Origin of the sequence: Streptomyces sp. BK239, from assembly GCF_004217285.1 — a bacterium.
Classification (GTDB): Bacteria; Actinomycetota; Actinomycetes; order Streptomycetales; family Streptomycetaceae; genus Streptomyces.
The window spans coordinates 521,660-539,035 of record NZ_SHKS01000005.1; the positions used below are offsets into that span (position 1 = coordinate 521,660).

Here is a 17,376-nt window from a genome sequence, read left to right on the forward strand (position 1 = left end):
AGGTGGGGGAGGGGATCGGCCGGTACACGTGGCGAGCCTCACGCTGCTCATCTGTGACGTCCCCTGGACAGATGCGCTCATACGGCGGATGATCAAATGAGTGCAGTCGGCACCGGATGAGCGCTCAGCAGGCAGCTGCGAAGCATCCGGGCCGCGGCCCCCACGGGGCAGACAAGGACAAAATCCCTCACCTAGGAGCGATCGTGGCGCGCGACATCGCGACTCCCCCCGTCATCCCCACCCAGCACCAGGAACTGATCTCGTGGGTCAACGAGATCGCCGAACTGACGCAGCCGGACAACGTGGTCTGGTGTGACGGATCCGAGGCCGAGTACGAGCGGCTCTGCGAGGAGCTGGTCGCGAAGGGCACCTTCAAGAAACTCGACCCGGTCAAGCGCCCGCATTCCTACTACGCGGCCTCCGACCCGACCGACGTCGCGCGTGTGGAGGACCGTACCTACATCTGCTCCGAGAAGGAGGAGGACGCGGGCCCGACCAACCACTGGAAGGCCCCCGCCGAGATGCGGGAGATCTTCAGCGGCGAGAAGGGCATATTCCGCGGCTCGATGCGCGGCCGGACGATGTACGTCGTCCCGTTCTGCATGGGCCCTCTCGGCTCGGACCTCTCCGCCATCGGCGTCGAGATCACCGACTCCGCCTACGTCGCCGTCTCCATGCGCACCATGACCCGCATGGGACAGCCCGTCCTCGACGAGCTCGGCTCCGACGGCTTCTTCGTGCGTGCCGTGCACACGCTCGGAGCGCCGCTCGCGGAGGGCGAGCAGGACGTGCCCTGGCCGTGCAACAGCACCAAGTACATCTCGCACTTCCCCGAGAGCCGCGAGATCTGGTCCTACGGCTCCGGCTACGGCGGCAACGCCCTGCTCGGCAAGAAGTGCTACGCCCTGCGCATCGCCTCCGTCATGGCCCGCGACGAGGGATGGCTCGCCGAGCACATGCTCGTGCTCAAGCTGACCCCGCCGCAGGGCGAGGCCAAGTACGTCGCCGCCGCCTTCCCGAGCGCCTGCGGCAAGACCAACCTCGCCATGCTGGAGCCCACCATCTCCGGCTGGACCGTGGAGACCATCGGCGACGACATCGCCTGGATGCGCTTCGGCGAGGACGGCCGCCTGTACGCCATCAACCCCGAGGCCGGCTTCTTCGGCGTCGCCCCCGGCACCGGTGAGCACACCAACGCCAACGCGATGAAGACGCTCTGGGGCAACGCGGTCTTCACCAACGTGGCGCTCACGGACGACGACGACATCTGGTGGGAGGGCATGACGGAGGAGACCCCGGCCCACCTCACCGACTGGAAGGGCAACGACTGGACGCCGCAGTCGGGCGTCCCGGCCGCCCACCCCAACGCCCGCTTCACCGTCCCCGCCGCCCAGTGCCCGATCATCGCGCCCGAGTGGGAGGACCCCAAGGGCGTGCCGATCTCCGCGATCCTCTTCGGCGGTCGGCGCGCCACCGCCGTACCTCTGGTCACGGAGTCCTTCGACTGGAACCACGGCGTCTTCCTCGGCGCCAACGTGGCCTCCGAGAAGACCGCCGCGGCCGAGGGCAAGGTCGGCGAGCTGCGCCGCGACCCCTTCGCGATGCTGCCGTTCTGCGGCTACAACATGGGCGACTACATGGGCCACTGGATCGACGTCGCCAAGGGCAAGGACCAGGCCAAGCTGCCGAAGATCTACTACGTCAACTGGTTCCGCAAGAACGACGCGGGCAAGTTCGTCTGGCCCGGCTTCGGTGAGAACAGCCGCGTGCTGAAGTGGATCGTCGAGCGCCTCGACGGCAAGGCCGAGGGCGTCGAGACCCCCATCGGCGTGCTGCCGGCCAAGGGCGCGCTGGACACCGACGGCCTCGAACTGGCCGAGTCCGACCTCGACTTCCTGCTCACCGTCGACAAGGAGGTCTGGCGCGAGGAGGCCGCCCTGGTCCCCGAGCACCTCAACACCTTCGGCGACCACACGCCCAAGGAGCTGTGGGACGAATACCGCGCGCTGGTGGAGCGCCTGGGCTGAGCCAAGCCCCCCAAGACGCCGCGGCCGGCTCCGATCGTGCCCTGACCAGCAACATCGTCACGGTCGGCCGCGGTGAGAGCACCAAGTGAACGAGGTCCCGCACAACGGCGTGCGGGACCTCGTCCGTGTGTCGGCGCCCTTGCCGGCGCCGGGCCTTCGCGGGAGTCGGCTCAGGGTGTCCGATTCCATCCTTTTGGGGGTGTGGCGGGCGGTCGCCAAAGGTGTCCGCGCCGCTCGGGTGATCCTTGTCCACGAGGAGGGCGAACACATAATCATTCTTAATGGAAAAGGGAAGAGCTGCCTTGTCTGTGTCCGCAAGGGGATGAGGCACGCAAGTGAGACGAAGTGCGCGAAACGCGCGCCGGCGGTCTGATCCCTCTTCCGTGAGGAAGGTTCTCTTGAACCGTAGAACGATTCGAATCGCGCGCCTGAGGTCCGCCACGATGGTGTCGGTGGGCGCGGTCGCCGTGGCCCTCAGCGTCGTCCCGAGCACGGTGGCCGTCGCCGACGCGATGCACGGGTCCGGTGGCGGCCGAGCCGCGACCCACCTGCGCGCGAACAACGCCCCCACCGGCGCCATCGCCGACGCGATCCGCCGGGCCGGCGCGGCCGGCAAGGCCCCGGTGCGCGCCCTGGACTACGGCAACGACGGCCGTGGACACGGCGGTCACGACCGTGGTCCCCAGGGCCCGCGCGGCCCCCAGGGCAAGCCCGGAAAGCCGGGCCCCCAGGGCCCGCAGGGTGCGCAGGGAGCCCAGGGTGCTCAGGGCGCGCAAGGAGCCCAGGGAGCGCAGGGTGCTCAGGGTGCTCAGGGAGCTCAGGGTGCGCAGGGTGCTCAGGGCGCGCAAGGAGCCCAGGGAGCGCAGGGTGCTCAGGGAGCTCAGGGAGCCCAGGGTGCTGCCGGTGCCGACGGCGCTCAGGGTGCTCAGGGAGCCCAGGGAGCCCAGGGAGCCCAGGGCGCGCAGGGCGCTCAGGGTGCTCAGGGCGCGCAGGGTGCTCAGGGAGCCCAGGGTGCGCAGGGAGCCCAGGGAGCCCAGGGAGCCCAGGGAGCTCAGGGTGCTCAGGGTGCTCAGGGCACGATCGGCAGTTCCTACGTGATCACCGGCACCGGTACGGGTATCGCGACCGCCGACTGCCTTGACAACGACGTCGCCACGGGCGGCGGGGCTCTGACGACCACGGGCGTCCTCATGGGGAGCGTCCCGACCGGCGGTACCGCCGTCACGCCGCCCACCGGGTGGCAGGGCACGGTCTCCGGAGAGGGAGCCACCGTCACCACCTATGTGGTGTGTGCCCTGGTGCCGTAACCCCTCTGCGCGGCGCCCCCGAGGCTCAGGCCGCGGGGGCGCCGTTCGAGTGGTGACACGCGCATCGACCGAACGGGTCGAGGGGCGAGGATCCTAGACCAGCAGCGGCCCGCCGCACCGCTCGGCGCCGTCCTTCACCGCGATGAGGTTGGCGATCACGTACGGGATGTTCTTCTCGGAGTGCCACTCGGACGGGAAGCAGGTGGCCAGCCGCGAACTCTGGAAGCGGGCCTCGAGATCGGGCACGTAGGCGCGGTACTGGTCGTCCGTGTAGTACCAGAACGAGTTCTCGTTGTAGTACGCGACATGACTGGGGTCCTGGTGCGCGCCGCGGCCGTCGGAGCTGGGCGTCGTGGTGAGGAGCATGCCGCCGGGGGCCAGCAGACGGTACAGCTCGTTGATCAACGGCACCTTCGCGGGCACGTGTTCGAGGAAGTTCACCGCCCGCACCAGACCGACGGAGTCGTCGGGCAGGTCCAGCCTGTCGGGCAGGGCGGCGACGATGTCGACCCCCTCGCCCGGATGTCTGTCGACTCCCGTGTAACCGGGGGGCTTTCGGCGGGCCGCGCCCAGGTCCAGCGCGAGGAGCCCCTTGCGGTACGTCCAGGCGAGGGCGTTGGCCTCGATGTACTTGTCGTACAGAGCGACCGTCTCCCGCTGGATGAACGCGTTGATCTCCGGGTCGCGCTGGGTGTTCGCGGGGTGCATCCGCTGGAGGTACAGACAGCGGGGGATGTGGTGGAAGTCCCCCACATGGAACAGACGGCACATCAGGTCCTGGTCGTCCAGCACCGTGCGGGTGGCGTCGTAGCCGCCGGCCTTGTCGTAGGCCTCCTTGCGGAACGCGCGGACGTGGTTGGGCGCGTACCAGATGTAGGCGACGTTGTGCGGGGTCGGCGCCATGGAACGGACCTGCAGCAGCTTGCGGCCGTCGACGCGTACGTCCTCGTAGTGCCAGCCGTGCGTCTCGTTGAAGCGGCTGTCGTCCCGCTTGCCGTCCTCGGTGATCTGCGCGGTGTTGCTGTAGACGAAAACGACGTCGGGATGCGCGTCGAAGGCCTCGCCGAGTTCCGCCAGGCACGCCTTCGCCAGCAGGTCGTCGTGGTCGAGTTCCACGAGGATCTCGCCCCGGGCCAGTTCACAGGCCCTGCGCTTGGCCGCTCCGACGCCGAGGGCATCGTCGGCGATCTCCACCCGAACCCTGTCGTCGGGGTGTTCCGGCCGCCAGCGGGCCCCGTTGTTGAGCAGGACGATCCATTCCCAGTCCGGGCAGGTCTGCGCCTGCAGGGTCGCCAGGCACTCGTCGAGGAACCGGGGCCGGTGGCTGGGGGTGAAGACGGAGAACCTGGGTGTCGCGGTCGACGTCATCTGATGCTCCCTGCTGGTCTCGATCAGGGGGGAGCCAGGCGGTCGGAGCGGGATTCCGGGCACTTCCGGTGCTGGGAACGGCAGGGGGGACCGGCCGCGACCGCTCGGCGTATTCGTCCGCTGACGTTACGAGGCCGCGTAGGCGCCGCCGTCGTCCGGCGGGCTCTGCGGCGCGCGATCCACCCGAATGTACGCAGAAGGCCGGGTGCGCTGATGGCGCCCGGTCCGCGCGTCGCTGCGGGTGCACGCGGACCGGGGCCGATGAGGGGACCCCTGGGCGGGGTCGGTCAGCCGGCGGTGGCCAGTCGTCCGTCAGCCAGCGCGGCGGAGTGGGCGTCCATGCGCTCCGCCGTGAGGATCGCGGCCGCCGTGTCGGCCCGTGAGGCGGCGACGACGAGGGCGCGCCCCGCGAGGGTGTGCGCCCGCCGGTGCAGGGCCGCCGCCTGGGGCGCGCCCGCTCCGGACGTCGTGGAGCGGGCCGGAGCCCTGCCGCCGCGCAGTCGGGTCACCTGCTGGGCGAGCCGGTCCGCCGCCGTGTCCAGATCGGCGGACGGCGTCAGCGCGCGCAGTTCGTCGGTGACGGCGAGCAGGGCCGCGAGATGGCCAGCGAGCTGGATGTCCAGCTCCTCCTCGCGGGACCGGTGCGGAAAGCTGGGGTTGGGCCCGTCCGCCGTGCTGTGGACCGACTTGGTGCGGATCGGTTCGTACATGGGAGGGCCTCCTGAGCGTTTCCAGGAAGCCATCCTAGCTTGGATTGCGTCTAAAGTTGAGTCGAGCGTGAAATTGGTTCGGTTCGCCGCCGGCCGTGTCCGGCGTCAGTGCTGGCTGTAGCCGTCCAGGAAGCGGCCGATCCGGCCGACCGCGTCCCGCAGGTCCGTCACCGTCGGCAGGGTCACCACCCGGAAGTGGTCCGGTTCGGGCCAGTTGAAGCCCGTGCCCTGGACCACCATGATCTTCTCGCGGCGCAGCAGGTCCAGCACCATCCGCCGGTCGTCCTTGATCTTGAACACCGTCGGGTCCAGGCGCGGGAAGAGGTACAGCGCGCCCTTCGGGCGCACGCACGTCACGCCCGGGATCTGCGTCAGCAGCTCGTAGGCGGTGTCCATCTGCTCCCGCAGCCGCCCGCCGGGCAGCACCAGGTCGTCGATGGTCTGGCGACCGCTGAGGGCGGCCACCACGCCGTGCTGTCCCGGCATGTTCGCGCACAACCGCATGTTCGCCAGGATCGTCAGGCCCTCGATGTAGGAGTCGGCGTGGGCGCGCGGGCCGGAGATCGACATCCAGCCCACCCGGTAGCCGGCCACCCGGTACGCCTTCGACATGCCGTTGAAGGTGAGGGTGAGCAGGTCGGGGGCGATCGCGGCGGTCGGGGTGTGCGTGGCGCCGTCGTAGAGGATCTTGTCGTAGATCTCGTCCGAGCAGACGAGGAGGTTGTGGCGGCGGGCGATGTCCGTGAGCCCGCGGATCATCGCCTCGTCGTACACCGCGCCCGTGGGGTTGTTCGGGTTGATGATGACGATCGCCTTGGTGCGGTCGGTCACCTTGCGCTCGATGTCGGCGAGGTCCGGCATCCAGTCGGACTGCTCGTCGCAGCGGTAGTGCACGGCCGTGCCGCCCGAGAGGGAGACGGCGGCGGTCCACAGCGGGTAGTCCGGCGCGGGGACGAGCACCTCGTCGCCGTCGTCCAGCAGGCCCTGCATCGCCATCACGATCAGCTCGGAGACGCCGTTGCCGATGAAGACGTGCTCGACGTCCGTCTCTATGCCGAGGGTCTGGTTGTGCATGACGACCGCGCGGCGGGCGGCCAGCAGGCCCTTGGCGTCGCCGTAGCCGTGCGCCGAGGAGACGTTGCGGAGGATGTCCTCCAGGATCTCCGGCGGGCAGTCGAAGCCGAAGGCGGCCGGGTTGCCGGTGTTCAGCTTCAGGATGCGGTGCCCGGCCGCTTCCAGGCGCATCGCCTCTTCGAGAACCGGCCCCCGGATCTCGTAACAGACGTTGGCGAGTTTGGTCGACTGGATCACCTGCATGTCTGGGAGCTTACGGCTCGGTAACGGCTCTCGGGGGGTGTTTTCCGCCACGTGGGACGAGTGTTTTGGGCGGGTATCGCCGTCGGCTGTCCCAAGGGCCCCACTGGTCTCTAGAATGCGCGGCCATGTCCAGGCGTGGTGAAAAAGGAACCCGGGTTCCGCCGAACGTGTACCTCCCGAGCGGGGCGGACGCGCCGGCGTACGACGCGTACGCGGATCCGGCCGCCGCCCACGGCTGGCAGAACGCGTACGACGAGACGGCCGAGCTGCCCCGCGTCGGCCCGCCGGCCGGTGTCGTCCGCCCGCCGGGCGGACGGGCCGGCCGGCGGCGCGAGGCCCGCCGGGCCGGAGGGGGGCGCTCGCGCCGAGTGGCGCTCGCGGCCGGCGCCGCGGGGCTGGTGTCCGCGGGGGCCGTGGTCGCGGCGCTGGGCTTGTCCTCAAGCTCTGAGGACGGGCGGCGGACGGGCCCGGAGGGCACCCGCTCGGCGACGGACGGCTCCGCCGGTCCGGTGAAGCCCGCTTCCCCTTTCACGGCGGTGAGCGCTCCCGGCGCTCCCGGTGCGCAGGCTCCTGTTTCCCGGGACACTCCCTCTGTCTCGGCCGCCGTCCCGGAGGCCTCCGCGGTCGCGTCCTCGGCCGCGACCGCCACGAGCCCGGCGCCCGTCGCCTCGGCGTCCGCGTCGGTGACGCCCTCCGAGCGGACGAAGGGGAAAGGGCGCGGCCAGGGGGCGACCAAGGGTCACCGGTAGGGCGTGGTCCGAAAGCGGAGTCGTCCGCCGGGAACCGGGCGGGACTTTCGGGCACGCCCTGGGCCGGACAGGGGCACGGGCCGACCGACCGGGGCCCCCGTGGCTGAAAGCCACTGCTTGTTCTCTCCCTCCCTCACGTTGACAATGCGCATGACAAACCAGTGGGCGGCCGGAAGATCTCCGGTCGCTCTGTCATGCAGAGGGGACCCCCCACATGAGAAAGCCTCTCGTCGCCGCGTTCTTCGCCCTGGCGATCGCCGGGGCCGGCGCGGCGCCCGCGACCGCGGCGCCCGCCTCCACGGCCACCGCCCCCGCCGCGGCCGCCGCGAGCGCGGTGCAGACCCCGGTGAGCACCGCGGCGAAGCCGGCCGCCGCCTCGCCGACCCTGAAGGCCGTCAACTTCGCCGGGACCGTCGCGCTCAGCAACTGCTCCGGTTCCGTCGTGCGCTTCCCCAACTCCCTGGACACGGCCCCCGCGCTGGTCCTCACCAACGGCCACTGCCTGGAGACCGGCTTCCCGGAGCCCGGCGAGGTGCTCGTCAACCGGACGTCCACCCGCTCCTTCGGCCTGCTCAACTCCGCCGGCACCCGCGTCGCCACCCTGCGCGCCAGCAAGATCGCCTACGGCACGATGACCGACACCGACGCCGCGATCTACCAGCTGACCAGCACCTACGCGACGATCCGCAACACGTACGGCATCAGCGCGCTCACCGTCCAGGACACCCACCCGACGGCCGGCACCGCCATCACCGTCGCCTCCGGCTACTGGAAGCGGCTCTACAGCTGCAACATCGACGGGTTCGTGTACCGGATGAAGGAGGGCGACTGGACCTGGAAGGACTCGGTCCGCTACACCTCCGCCTGCCAGACGATCGGCGGCACCTCCGGCTCCCCGGTGATCGACCAGGCCACCGGCAAGGTCGTCGCGGTGAACAACACCGGCAACGAGGACGGCGGGCGCTGCACCGAGAACAACCCCTGTGAGGTCGACGCGAACGGCAATGTGACCGTCCGCAAGGGCATCAACTACGCCCAGGAGACCTACCTGTTCGCCGCCTGCTTCACCAGCGGCAACCAGCTCAACCTGAGCGCGGCCGGCTGCACCGTGCCCAAGCCGTAGCCGTAGCCGTTGCCGTAGGCGAAGCCACATCCGTAGGCCACGCCGGGGGGCGATCCGTCACACGGGACTGCGACGGATCGCCCGGCCCGCGAGGATGTCCGTGCGACGGCCGTCCTCGATGACGAAACGGCCGTCGATCAGGACGTGCGGGATGCCGGTGGGCAGGGTGCGCGGGGCGGCGTAGGTGGAGCCGGCCGCGACGGTGCGCGGGTCGAAGAGGACCAGGTCGGCTCGGTGTCCCTCGCGGACCAGGCCGCGGTCCGGCAGGCGCAGCCGGGCCGCCGGGCGCGAGGTGAGATGGGCGACGCACTCCTCCAGCGACAGCGCGCCCGCCTCCCGCACGTAGTGACCGAGGTAGTGCGGGAACGTGCCGTACGCGCGGGGGTGCGGTTTCGCGCCGTGCAGGATGCCGTCGGATCCGCCGGTGTGGGCGCGGTGCCGCATGATCGCGCGGACGTTCTCCTCGTGCCCCACGTGCTGGAGGATCGTCGGGGCCAGCCGGTCCTCGACGAGGAGCCGGCGGGCCGTCGTCCAGGGCGCCTCGCCGCGCAGGTCCGCCGACTCCCGGACCGTGCGGCCGACGTGGTCGGCGAGGTGCGCGGCCGTCACGCCGGAGATCTCGACCGCGTCCCAGTCGACGGGCACGCCGTGGCAACCGTCGGAGCCCACGGCCTCCAGCTCGTGGCGGATCCGGGCGGCGGTCGTGTCGTCCGTCAGTCGGGCGAGGAGCGCGTCGGGGCCGCCGTCGGCCGCCCAGCTCGGCAGCAGGGCGGCCAGCGTCGTGCAGCCGGAGGTGTACGGGTAGGTGTCGAGGGTGAGGTCGACGCCGGCCGCCGACGCCCCGTCCAGCAGGGACAGCAGCCGCGGCGCACAACCCTCGTTCACGCCGAAGTTCAGTGTGGCGTGCGCGAGATGGAGTGGGCAGCCGGAGTTCCGGGCCACCTCCACCATGTCCGCGTACGCGTCGAGCGCGCCCGCGCCGTAGGAGCGGTGGTGCGGGCAGAAGTAGCCGCCGTACGACGCGACCACCCGGCACAGCTCGGTCAGTTCGGCGTCCCCGGCGTACATGCCGGGCGGGTACGTCAGCCCGGAGGACATGCCGACGGCGCCCTGTTCCATGCCCTCCGCGACCAGCCGCCGCATCCGCTCCAGCTCCCGGGGCGTCGCCGCCCGGTCCTCCCAGCCGACGGCGAGCGCCCGGACCGTCCCCTGCGGGACCAGGTAGGCGGCGTTGACCGCGATGCCCCGGCCGTCGACGCCGCGGTCCAGCCGGTCCAGGTACTCGCCCACCGAACGCCAGTCGAAGTCGACGTCGTCGCCGTGGCCGTTCCACCCGGCGACCGCGCGGCGCACCCCGGCCAGGGTCCGATCGTCGACCGGGGCGTACGACAGGCCGTCCTGGCCCAGGACTTCCAGGGTCACGCCCTGCGCGGCCTTGGCGCTGTGGTCGGGGTCGCGCAGCAGCGCCAGATCGCTGTGGGCGTGCATGTCGATGAAGCCGGGGGAGAGGACCAGGCCCTCCGCGTCCAACTCGCGCATCGCGTTCGGGCGTTGACAGCCCGCAGCCGCGGCTTCCTGGACGATCGCGACGATCCTGCCGTCGTCGACCACCACGTCCGCCCGGTACGACGGTCCGCCGGAGCCGTCGACGACGTCCGCGTCCCGGATGACGAGGTCCTGCATCCCGGCGCTCCTCAGAAGAAGGTGCGGACGTAGTCGACGACCGTGCCGTCAGCCTCGGCCAGCGGGATCACCGGCCACTTGTCGAAGGTCGTGCACGGGTGGGACAGGCCGAGGCCCACCCAGTCGCCGACCTCGACGTCCGCCTCGGGCCGGGTGTGCAGCCAGGCGTGCTGGTCGGACAGCGCGGTGACACGGACGCCGGTCGCGGGGCGTTCCACGCCGTCCCGGCGGATCACCCGGGCGACGGGGAGGTCCATGTCGTGGGCGGCGTCCCGCTTGCCGCCGTTCACGAACGCCTGCTCCGGAGAGGGCCGGGAGACCACCTGCGTCCACAGCAGGAACGCCGGTTCCAGCGAGCCCTCCTCGGGGACCCGGTTGAACGGGCTGAGCTCGCGGTAGTGACCGTCGTCGTGCGAGACGTACGCGCCCGAACGCAGCAACTTCAGCACCGGAGCGGAGAGTCGGGGGATCTCCGCGAAGACCTCGGCGACCACGTCGAACCACTCGCTGCCGCCCGCGCTGATCACGATCTCGTCCAGGCCCGGGAAGCGTCCCGCCTCGTCGAAACCCACGGCGAGGGCGACCAGTCGCCGCAGCCAGGCCCGCACGCGCTCCGGGGAGGCGTCCGGCACCGAGGCCTCGTAGCCGGCGACACCGACCAGCCGCAGGGTCGTCGTGGCCGCGACCGCGTCCGCGACCGCCGCGCACTCCGCCTCCGTCCGCACACCGGTGCGGGCGCCTTCCCCGGCGGCCAGTTCGACCACGACGTCCAGGGGGCGCCGCGCACCGCGCAGCGCCGCGTCCATCAGCTCGACGCCGCGCACGGAGTCGACGTAGCAGACGAGGCGGAAGGCGTCGTCCGCGTCGAGCTGGGCGGAGAGCCAGCGCAGCGCCGCCGTGTCCACGACCTCGTTGGCGAGGAACACCCGCTGGAAGCCGAACTCCCGTGCCACACGAACCTGGTGGGGGAGGGCGAGGGTGAGGCCCCAGGCCCCGTGGTCGAGCTGCCGCTGGAAGAGCCGGGGCGCCATCGTGGTCTTGCCGTGCGGGGCGAAGGCGAGGCCGTGACGGGTCGCGTAGGTCTCCATCAGGCGCAGGTTGTGCTCCAGGCGCTCGGCGGACAGGACCAGGACGGGGGTGGTGAAGCCGTCGGTGAAGAGGTTGCGGCGCTGGGCTGCGAGTTCGCCGAAGGTGAGTCCGTCGGCGTCCGGAGGAAGGCCCTTGAAGCGGTGGTCGACTCGTTCCCCGGCTAGACGGGCGAGCGCTTCACTGCTCATCGAGGGCCTCCTGATATGCCTTGTCGCGACTTCCTCACGTTAGTCGCTCATGTGGTCCGCTCCTGTCCGGCATCCGGGCCGCGCGAGGTCCTCCCCGGGCCGACGGGTCGCCCCCGTCTGACCGCTTGGAGCCCCGACCGTCTGAAGTAGGCGTCTGATAACGAAGTTCGGGGCGGGCTGTGTCCGGCACAGGATCGTCGACCATACTGCCCGGTGTGGAGCAGCGCATAGGTTCGAGCAGCCAGCCCCTGGAGGGCGCCGGATTCGACCCGGCATTCATCCCCGGGCTCACGTCGCCCGCGACCGTCGAGCCGGAGGACCGGAAGCCGGGGGACGCGAAGGCGGCGAGGTCCGAGGCGCCCGAGGCCGAGAAGGCCGACGCCGGCAAGAGCGCCGACGAGACCGGAGACGAGTCCGCCGAGGAGCAGGGCGCGCCCGACGGCCCCGTCTTCGAGGCCTCCGACCGGCGGGCGCGGATCGTCGCCGACGCCAGGGGCGTCCGTCTCCGCCTCGACGAGGAGGAGTGCGAGTTCCGCTGGGACGAGATCGGCGCCGTGGAGACGGAGACGCCCCGCTTCGGCAAGCGGTACACCGTCACGGTCCACACCCCTGACCGCCGCTGGTACCCGATCGAGATCGAGGCGACGGCCAGGGACCGCTTCAAGGAGTGGGACGACCGCCTCGACGAGGTGCTGGACGCCTACTTCGAGGACGAGACCCCCGCGGAGCCGGCAGCCTCCGACGACCCGGCGGAACCGGCGGAAGCGTCAGAGCCGGCAGCCGCCGACAAGTGAGCCGACAGGTGCGCGGGAACCCGCGCACCTGCGTCCGCCGCGGCGCTAGGCGCAGTACTGCGCCGCCTTGCCGATGGACCGGTACATGCAGTCCGCGTTCTCCAGCAGTTGCAGCACCGCGTCCCTGTTCCGCGCGGTCTCCCGCTCGATGACCTCGTCGGGCGGGTAGAAGCCGCCGCCGATCGCCGAGCCCGGGTACATCTCGAAGGTGTACCCGAAGATCTTGTGGGCGCCCCAGAGGTAGTCGTCGATCGAGCCGTCCGTGATGTACAGGTCGCTCGACTGCTCGGGCGTGTAGCCGTTGCTCGCGGCCATCGAACGGCCCACCGTGGCGAAGGCGTTGCGGTCGTCCGCCGTCATCCCGGTGGTGGTGTCCGAGTAGGTGAAGCCGAAGGGCCACAGCACCAGTTCGCTGTAGGTGTGGAAGTCGATGCCGGCCTTGATCTGCTGCACGCCGCCGACTACCCGGCCGCGCACGAAGTCGGAGACCACCTTCACCTCGGGCGCCGACTCGGCCGCCGGGCCCCGGTAGGTCTCGGAGGACGTCGAGCCGGAGGAGCCGCCGCAGCAGCCCCAGCGGAAGGCCCAGTTGCGGTTGAGGTCGGTACCGACGTTCGAGGAGCCGGAGTTGGGCTGGCGGTTCTTGCGCCAGGAGCGGTAGGAGCCGGTGGCGACGTCGTACTCGCCGCCGTCCGGGTTGACGTCCGGGACGATCCAGATCTCCCGGCTGTTCACCATGTTCGTGATGCGCGCGTCGGTGCCGTAGCCGGCGCCCAGCTCGCGGATCAGGTAGAGCGCCATCTCGACGGTGAGGTGCTCACGGGCGTGCTGGTGGTGGGTGAACAGCACCTCCGGCTCGGCCTCGTCGGTGCCGACGTTGTCGCTGATCTTGACGGCGACGATGTCCCGGCCCTGGTACGACCTCCCGATCACCCGCTTGCTGATGATGCCCGGGTGAGCCGCGATCCGCTGGTCGATCTCCGCGTTCATCTCGGCGTAGTTGTGGTAGCGGGAGTCGGCGGAGGGGAAGTCGTACAGCCGCGCCCCGCCCCCGGCGGCGCGGTCCGGCGCGGAGCCCAGGAGCGCGACCTCGTAGCCCTGGGCGCGCAGCTTGCGGATCTGGTCGGCGCGGCCGGATACGACGACGGTCTCCTCGTCGGCCTCGTCCACGCTCACGCCGGAGGCGGCGATCGCGGTGCGGGTCTGCGGGGTGCTGTGGGGGACGTGGATCTCGTACTGGCGGACGTCGTCGGGAGCGGGCGCGGTCCTGGGGGCGCTGCGCGCGGCGGCGTCGGTGGCGGTCGCCGAGAGGGGCGCGGCGAGGGCGAGGGCCAGCAGGGCGGCGAGGGCGGCGGTCCGTCCGCCGCGGGAACTCCGGCCGCCCGGTGCGCCGGGCGGGCCGTCCGCGTGTCGTGCGCCTGAGCCGCGTGTGCGAAGTCGCATGAAGTCTCCTCGGTTCTCCGGGAGTCCGGGGTCGCCGGACGTGTGGGGAGTGGAGCGGGGGTGGTCCTGCGTGCGACGTGCTGCTGCTGTGCGCTTGCTGTGCGTTTGCCGTGAAGGGCGTGCGGGGGTGTCGCTCATCGTCGATGCATGTCATGGTCAGGTCAATAGCGTGCCCTCTTGCGACCGGGCCGGCTTTGCTGTTCCTTGACCCTCATGGCGGACACCACGGGAAACCCCACGCACTCCGAGGCATCATCCGGCACCGACCGCACCACCTCCCCCCGCAAGTCCAGTTGGCGCCACATCGGCCCCGGCATCGTCGTCGCCGCGACCGGCGTCGGCGCCGGCGACCTGGTCGCCACCCTCATCGCGGGCAGCAACTTCGGCTACACCCTGCTGTGGGCGGCCGTCGCCGGCTGTCTGGTGAAGATCTCCCTCGCGGAGGCGGCCGGCCGCTGGCACCTCGCAACCGGGCGCACCCTCTTCGACGGCTGGGCGAGCCTCGGCCGCTGGACGACGTGGTTCTTCGTCGTCTACGTCGTCGTCTGGGGCTTCGTGTACGGGGCGGCGGCGATGTCGTCCAGCGCGCTGCCGCTGCAGGCGCTGTTCCCCGGCGTGATGGACCTGCGATGGTGGGCCGTCGCCTGCGGACTGGTCGGCCTGGTCTTCGTCTGGTTCAACAAGTACGCCGTCTTCGAGAAGGTCATGACGGTCCTGGTCGGCGTCATGTTCGCGGTGACGGTCTACCTGGCCGTCCGTGTCACGCCCAACCTCCCGGACGCCCTCGCCGGCCTGCTGCCGGTCCTGCCCGACGAGAAGGACTCCGTCCTCAACACCCTCGGCCTGATCGGCGGCGTGGGCGGCACCATCACGCTCGCCGCGTACGGCTACTGGGTCAACGCCAAGGGCTGGACCGACACCGGGTGGATGAAGGTGATGCGCCTGGACAACCGGGTCGCGTACGCCACCACCGGGGTCTTCGTCATCGCGATGCTCTTCGTCGGGGCGGAGCTGCTGCACTCGGCGAACGTGGCCATCGCGAGCGGCGACAAGGGGCTGATCCAGCTCGGCGACATCCTGGAGGAGGAGTACGGTTCGGCCACCGCCACGTTCTTCCTCATCGGCTTCTTCGCCACCTCCTTCACCTCCCTCATCGGCGTCTGGCACGGCGTGAGCCTGATGTTCGCCGACTTCGTGGCCCGCTACCGCCGGGGCGACAGCGCCACGGGCGCGGAGGTCGCCTCCGGGGAGCGGGAGCGCTCGTGGCCGTTCCGGCTGTACCTGCTGTGGCTGACGTTCCCGCCGATCGTGCTCCTCTTCCAGGGCCAGCCGTTCCGGCTGATCATCCTGTACGGGGTGCTGGGCGCGGCCTTCCTGCCGTTCCTCGCCGTGACGCTGATCTGGCTGCTCAACTCGCCCCGCACGCCCCGGGAATGGCGCAACGGCCCGCTGAGCAACGTGATGCTCGCGGCGGCGGGTCTGCTGTTCCTGGTGCTGTGCGTGAAGCAGGTCTGGGACCAGCCGTGGGCCGATTTCTTCTGAACCTCGTTCACCTCAAGCGGGTGCCGCAGGTTCGAGCCCTGCCGGGGCACACTGCGTTACTGCTCTGACCTGGGGCTTCTCCCCTGAGAGGTCCTGTCCGGCCTCGGACTTCCAGTCCGGGGCCGTTTGCGACTGGCGCCGCCGCCGTCAGCAGCGATCGCACACCAGCCGTTACCAGCGACAAGCCGCAACTCGGATGTGAGGCATGCCGACTGGAGCGAAGCCCGGCACCCGGTACTGCCCGACAGCCGGCCTGCGCCGTCTACAGTTCGACGCTCTCGCCAGGGTGGAGCCGCCGGATGTCGGCGCCCGCCCGCTCGGCCTCCATGGCGAGGACGTCGTCCAGGACCTTCAGGCCCCACTCGTTCAGGAGCCCGTCATGGATGGCGTACGCACGGCGCGGTGACATCCGGCGCAGGTAGCCGATCATGTCGGGCACCGTCAGCCATGGCGCCTGGCCGGGCACCAACAACGTCGGTGCGTCGACCACGGTCAACGCGTCACCCGGATGGAACACCTCTCCGTCCATCAGGAACCCGACGTTGTCGACGGGAGCCGCATCCGGGTGGCTGAAGTGATGCTTGTCGCCCGCCACCGACACCTCGAAGCCTGCGACGGAGAAGCTGTCGCCTCCGTGGACCACGTGCACGCGCTCGCTGAACCCGTTCAGGTGCCGGGCGACCCCGGCGCAGGTGTAGATGGCCGACGGGACTTCGCGCAGGCGCCCTGGATCGAAGTGGTCGAAGTGTTCATGGGTGATGAGGACCGCCTCGGCCCCCGTCAACGCGTCAGGATCGGACGTCATGACGCCCGGGTCGATGACGATCGCCCGGCCGTTCCTCTCCAGTCGAACGCATGCGTGACCGAACTTGGTGATCCTCATGGCCGTCACCCTGCCAACCGACCCGGCGATGGAACACCTACGTTCGCGATCAGCCGAAGTAGATGGACGAGCACCCACACGGTCCCTCGACGAACGCAAGGGCACCGACCGGGACGCTGTACGGGTTGGCGCTGGCGCTGCCCACCGCCTTCGCCGGACGAGATCTGGTCGGCCCGATCACGTCACGGCCTGTGCAACAGACCGGGCCCCGGAGGCGAGGAGCCGTCGGCGCGGACGCCGTTCGTGACGCGCAGGAACTCCAGCTTTTCCGCGTCGGCGGAACCCGCGGGCACCGTGTAGACGACGAGGCGGACGTCGCAGCCCGGGACGGTGAGCACGTCGCAGTCGCAAGTCACCTCGCCGACCTGGGGGTGCACGACGGTCTTGCGGGCCGAGACGTGCGGACCGACCGCACCCTCGTCCCACAGCCGGGCGAACTCCGCACTGGTGGAGTTCAGTTCCTCGACAAGGTCCGTCAGCCCACGGTCGCGGGGGTAGTCGACGAGCGCCGTGCGCAGATCGGCCACGAGGGCGGGGCCGAGGGCGTCGCCGTCCGGGAGCACGGGCCAGGCCGCGAGCCCCGAGGGCCCTGTGGCGAAGACCGCCCGCACCAGGTTGCGCTCGGCGTGTGTCCGTGTGCTGGGGTCACCCAGCAGCGCTGCCCATGCGGGGGTCCAGGACAGCAAGGTCCAGTCGGCACTGAACACGCCCACGGGGAACTCGCCCAGGCGGGCCAGCATCCGTTGGACCCCCGCCGGCACATGCGTGGAGATCGTCCCCTCCTGGGGAGGGAGGAGGCCGGCCAACCGGTAGGCGTGATCGCGCTCCACGGGTTGCAGCTGCAGGGCCCTGGCCAGGCTCGCGACGACCTGCGACGAAGGGCTCGTGGCGCGCCCCTGCTCCAGCCGCACCACGTAGTCGACCGACAGCCCCGCGAGCTCGGCCAACTCCTCGCGACGCAACCCCACCGCACGGCGTCCGGGCCGCGAAGTCCGCCCGACGTCGAGGGGAGAAAGCCGGTCGCGCCAGCGGCGCAATGCCGTGCCAAGGGTTTCGTCCACTCGGCCATTGTGTCCGCCGGACAGCCGATGTGCCTGGTACTGGCGGTCCTACCGTCGCCCGGGGCACTGGTTGTCCTCTCGTCACGGGCCGA

At 70.8% G+C, this 17,376-nt stretch carries 14 protein-coding genes; 6 read left to right on the forward strand and 8 right to left on the reverse strand.

The features are described 5' to 3' along the window. Positions 1 to 203: 203 nt before the first annotated feature. Both EV567_RS18785 and EV567_RS27970 read left to right on the forward strand, forming a co-directional pair. A complete protein-coding gene (locus EV567_RS18785; protein WP_130441475.1) occupies positions 204 to 2,027 on the forward strand; it encodes a phosphoenolpyruvate carboxykinase (GTP) in 1,824 nt (607 codons plus the stop codon). A gap of 398 nt (positions 2,028 to 2,425) precedes the next feature. Continuing rightward, positions 2,426 to 3,334, forward strand: coding sequence for a hypothetical protein (locus EV567_RS27970; RefSeq protein WP_242620888.1), 909 nt, complete (start codon positions 2,426 to 2,428; stop codon positions 3,332 to 3,334). A 93-nt stretch (positions 3,335 to 3,427) separates the two neighbouring features. Here EV567_RS27970 and EV567_RS18795 read toward each other — a convergent pair whose 3' ends face one another. From EV567_RS18795 to EV567_RS18805, 3 genes are all read right to left on the reverse strand, one after another. Continuing rightward, positions 3,428 to 4,702, reverse strand: coding sequence for a glycosyltransferase (locus EV567_RS18795; protein WP_130441477.1), 1,275 nt, complete (start codon positions 4,700 to 4,702; stop codon positions 3,428 to 3,430). A gap of 287 nt (positions 4,703 to 4,989) precedes the next feature. Then, positions 4,990 to 5,412 carry a hypothetical protein gene (locus tag EV567_RS18800; RefSeq protein ID WP_130441479.1) on the reverse strand — a complete coding sequence of 141 codons (423 nt, stop codon included), beginning with the start codon at positions 5,410 to 5,412 and terminating at the stop codon, positions 4,990 to 4,992. A 105-nt stretch (positions 5,413 to 5,517) separates the two neighbouring features. Beyond that, the gene (locus EV567_RS18805; RefSeq protein WP_130441481.1) at positions 5,518 to 6,729 is read right to left on the reverse strand and encodes a pyridoxal phosphate-dependent aminotransferase; all 1,212 of its coding nucleotides are present in this window, start codon (positions 6,727 to 6,729) and stop codon (positions 5,518 to 5,520) included. A gap of 125 nt (positions 6,730 to 6,854) precedes the next feature. On the opposite strand from EV567_RS18805, the gene EV567_RS27880 reads away from it, so the two are divergent. Beyond that, entirely contained in the window at positions 6,855 to 7,478 is a 624-nt protein-coding gene (locus tag EV567_RS27880; RefSeq protein WP_165430417.1) for a hypothetical protein, read from the forward strand. 214 nt (positions 7,479 to 7,692) lie between these two features. Beyond that, positions 7,693 to 8,601, forward strand: coding sequence for a serine protease (locus tag EV567_RS18810; protein WP_130441483.1), 909 nt, complete (start codon positions 7,693 to 7,695; stop codon positions 8,599 to 8,601). A 57-nt stretch (positions 8,602 to 8,658) separates the two neighbouring features. On the opposite strand, the gene EV567_RS18815 is transcribed toward EV567_RS18810, so the two are convergent. Together EV567_RS18815 and EV567_RS18820 are read right to left on the reverse strand one after the other, a co-directional pair. Beyond that, positions 8,659 to 10,284, reverse strand: coding sequence for an amidohydrolase family protein (locus EV567_RS18815; protein ID WP_130441485.1), 1,626 nt, complete (start codon positions 10,282 to 10,284; stop codon positions 8,659 to 8,661). Between the two features lie 11 nt (positions 10,285 to 10,295). Next, the gene (locus EV567_RS18820) at positions 10,296 to 11,561 is read right to left on the reverse strand and encodes an amino acid deaminase (RefSeq protein WP_130441487.1); all 1,266 of its coding nucleotides are present in this window, start codon (positions 11,559 to 11,561) and stop codon (positions 10,296 to 10,298) included. Between the two features lie 215 nt (positions 11,562 to 11,776). Between EV567_RS18820 and EV567_RS18825 the strand changes: the two genes are divergently transcribed. Continuing rightward, the gene (locus EV567_RS18825) at positions 11,777 to 12,355 is read left to right on the forward strand and encodes a hypothetical protein (protein ID WP_130441489.1); all 579 of its coding nucleotides are present in this window, start codon (positions 11,777 to 11,779) and stop codon (positions 12,353 to 12,355) included. A 45-nt stretch (positions 12,356 to 12,400) separates the two neighbouring features. Here EV567_RS18825 and EV567_RS18830 read toward each other — a convergent pair whose 3' ends face one another. After that, positions 12,401 to 13,798 (reverse strand): M14 family metallopeptidase, encoded by a 1,398-nt coding sequence (locus EV567_RS18830; RefSeq protein WP_130441491.1) that lies wholly within the window; start codon positions 13,796 to 13,798, stop codon positions 12,401 to 12,403. A 213-nt stretch (positions 13,799 to 14,011) separates the two neighbouring features. Here EV567_RS18830 and EV567_RS18835 point away from each other — a divergent pair, with 213 nt between their 5' ends. Next, on the forward strand, positions 14,012 to 15,340 hold the full coding sequence (locus tag EV567_RS18835; protein ID WP_130441493.1) for an Nramp family divalent metal transporter: 1,329 nt from the start codon (positions 14,012 to 14,014) through the stop codon (positions 15,338 to 15,340). Between the two features lie 262 nt (positions 15,341 to 15,602). Here EV567_RS18835 and EV567_RS18840 read toward each other — a convergent pair whose 3' ends face one another. Further along, positions 15,603 to 16,223: an MBL fold metallo-hydrolase gene (locus tag EV567_RS18840; protein WP_130441495.1), complete on the reverse strand. Its 621-nt coding sequence runs from the start codon at positions 16,221 to 16,223 to the stop codon at positions 15,603 to 15,605. Between the two features lie 182 nt (positions 16,224 to 16,405). Further along, positions 16,406 to 17,284 (reverse strand): helix-turn-helix transcriptional regulator, encoded by an 879-nt coding sequence (locus EV567_RS18845; RefSeq protein ID WP_130441497.1) that lies wholly within the window; start codon positions 17,282 to 17,284, stop codon positions 16,406 to 16,408. Positions 17,285 to 17,376 lie beyond the last annotated feature (92 nt).

Bases quoted from the DNA above. Each gene is read 5' to 3' on its own strand.
- EV567_RS18795 (WP_130441477.1), bottom strand. From the start codon at position 4,702: ATGACGTCGACCGCGACACCCAGGTTCTCCGTCTTCACCCCCAGCCAC.
- EV567_RS18800 (WP_130441479.1), bottom strand. From the start codon at position 5,412: ATGTACGAACCGATCCGCACCAAGTCGGTCCACAGCACGGCGGACGGG.
- EV567_RS18805 (WP_130441481.1), bottom strand. From the start codon at position 6,729: ATGCAGGTGATCCAGTCGACCAAACTCGCCAACGTCTGTTACGAGATC.
- EV567_RS27880 (WP_165430417.1), top strand. From the start codon at position 6,855: ATGTCCAGGCGTGGTGAAAAAGGAACCCGGGTTCCGCCGAACGTGTAC.
- EV567_RS18810 (WP_130441483.1), top strand. From the start codon at position 7,693: ATGAGAAAGCCTCTCGTCGCCGCGTTCTTCGCCCTGGCGATCGCCGGG.
- EV567_RS18815 (WP_130441485.1), bottom strand. From the start codon at position 10,284: ATGCAGGACCTCGTCATCCGGGACGCGGACGTCGTCGACGGCTCCGGC.
- EV567_RS18820 (WP_130441487.1), bottom strand. From the start codon at position 11,561: ATGAGCAGTGAAGCGCTCGCCCGTCTAGCCGGGGAACGAGTCGACCAC.
- EV567_RS18830 (WP_130441491.1), bottom strand. From the start codon at position 13,798: ATGCGACTTCGCACACGCGGCTCAGGCGCACGACACGCGGACGGCCCG.
- EV567_RS18835 (WP_130441493.1), top strand. From the start codon at position 14,012: ATGGCGGACACCACGGGAAACCCCACGCACTCCGAGGCATCATCCGGC.
- EV567_RS18840 (WP_130441495.1), bottom strand. From the start codon at position 16,223: ATGAGGATCACCAAGTTCGGTCACGCATGCGTTCGACTGGAGAGGAAC.